Genomic DNA, 1,783 nt, shown 5'->3' with positions numbered 1-1,783 from the left:
GCGCCAGACCATCAAGGCCAGGCAGCATCAGGTCGAGCACGATCAGATCCGGCGGCGCCGCGCGGATCGCCGCCAGGGCCTGCGCGCCGTCACCATGCACGGTCGGGATATAACCGGCCGCGCGTGCGTAGTCGGCGATCACGGCGGCCAGTTCCGGTTCGTCTTCGACGATCATGATCGTGCTGTTCATGGTGTGTCCTTTTCAAGCAGCGGCAGCGACACGGTCACGCGCAGGCCGCCCATTGGTGAATGGGCGAAGTTCAGCGCGCCGCTCTGCGCTTCGAGCAGGCGCCGGCTCAAGGCCAGACCCAGGCCCGCGCCGCCATGCGCGCGGCTGCGCGATGCATCGACGCGGTAGAAGCGCTCGGCCAGCCGCGCCAGCGCGGCATCGGGCACGCCGGGCGCGCTGTCGTCGAGCATCAGGTACAACTGGCCGTCGTGCACTTGCGCGCTTAGCCGCACCGCGCCGCCGGGCGCCGTGTAGCGCAGGCTGTTCTCGAACAGGTTCGCCAGCACCTGACGCAGGCGGTCCGGGTCGCCCAGCACCTGTAATTGTGCCGGCGCCCGGCCGGTCTCGAACGTCAGGCTGGCCGCCTGGAAGCGCGCGCCGAATGCCTGCGCTTCAGCGCTCGCCAGTTGCCACAGGTCGAGCGGCACGCGCTGGCATGCCAGTTCGCCGACGTCGGCCCGCGCCAGCGCATACAGTTCGTCGATCAGCTTCGTCAGCGCGTGTACCTGCAGCACCATCGCATCGACCGTGGCGGGTGTGGCCTGGCGCACGCCATCCTGGATCGCTTCGAGCTGCGCGCGCAGCACGGCCAGCGGCGTGCGCAGCTCGTGCGAGGTATCGGCCACCCACTGGCGGCGCGCCGCTTCGGCCTGATCGAGCCGCTCGGCCAGCACATTGAAATGGCGCGCGAGGTCGCCCAGTTCGTCGCTGCGCTGGACCGGCAGGCGCACGGCGTAGTCGCCCGCAGCCAGAGCGCCGGCGCCGCGCGCGAGGCGGTCGATCGGGCGCCGGAAGTGGCGCGCCAGGCCGATTGCCGCCAGCGCGCTGAGTACCAGGGCGAGCCCACCGATCAGCCACAGGCTGCGTTGTAGCTGGTCGAGAAACGCAAACGCCATCGCGTCGCTGGGCCGTGCGCTGCGCGCGACGCCGAGATAGCCGATCGTGCGGTCATCGACGGTGAGCGCGCGCCGGGCCAGTGGCAGGTTGCCCGGCGGGCGGCCGGCGAGATACGCGTTATTTGCATCGAGCAGCGTGATGCGCGTGTGCAGGTCGGCGATCACGCCGGGTGGGGCGGGTGGGGGCGGTGGTAGCGGTGGCATGGGTGGGCCGGCTCGCGCGTGCAGGGGAGCGGCGGGTGCCGCAGGCGCTGCAGCGGCGACAGGGTCCACCGGCGCTACTGGACCGACCGGCCCCACCGGCCCGACCGGTGGCGCCGGCTTCCCGCGCACGGACTGCAAGCGCGTCAACTCGCCGCCGATCCAGTCGCGCCGTTCGTCACCGGACGGCAGGAACGTCCAGTCGCCATGCTGGCTGTAATGGCGCGCGACGGCGCCAGAGAGTTCATCGAGGCGATCCAGTTCGATCGCCACCGCATAGTCACCGAAACTGCCCAGCACATTCTGGCGCAGCAGCAGCACGGCGGCGGCGGCCACCGTCAGCATGGCAAGGAGCACGGAGGCAAAGAGGCGGTGGCCGATGGCGATTTTCACGGGCGGGCAAGGAAGTGGTGACAGTGCATGGTAAGCCATCAGCATCGCGACGCGGCTTGTTGAA

The 1,783-nt window shown here is 70.4% G+C and carries 2 protein-coding genes; both read right to left on the bottom strand.

What is annotated here, in order from left to right; all coding sequences use genetic code 11:
* The coding region (locus tag AC1DYN_RS32325) for a response regulator (RefSeq protein ID WP_477966855.1) at positions 1–190 on the bottom strand (190 nt) is incomplete at its 3' end.
* A partial coding sequence (locus AC1DYN_RS32320; RefSeq protein ID WP_477966853.1) for an ATP-binding protein occupies positions 187–1,783 on the bottom strand: 1,597 nt, incomplete at its 5' end. The genes AC1DYN_RS32320 and AC1DYN_RS32325, both read right to left, overlap by 4 nt.

Source organism: Rhizobacter sp. P2_D12, assembly GCF_056404395.1.
Note: the sequence above shows the minus strand (reverse complement) of the source record. Positions and strands in the feature narration are given on the sequence as shown.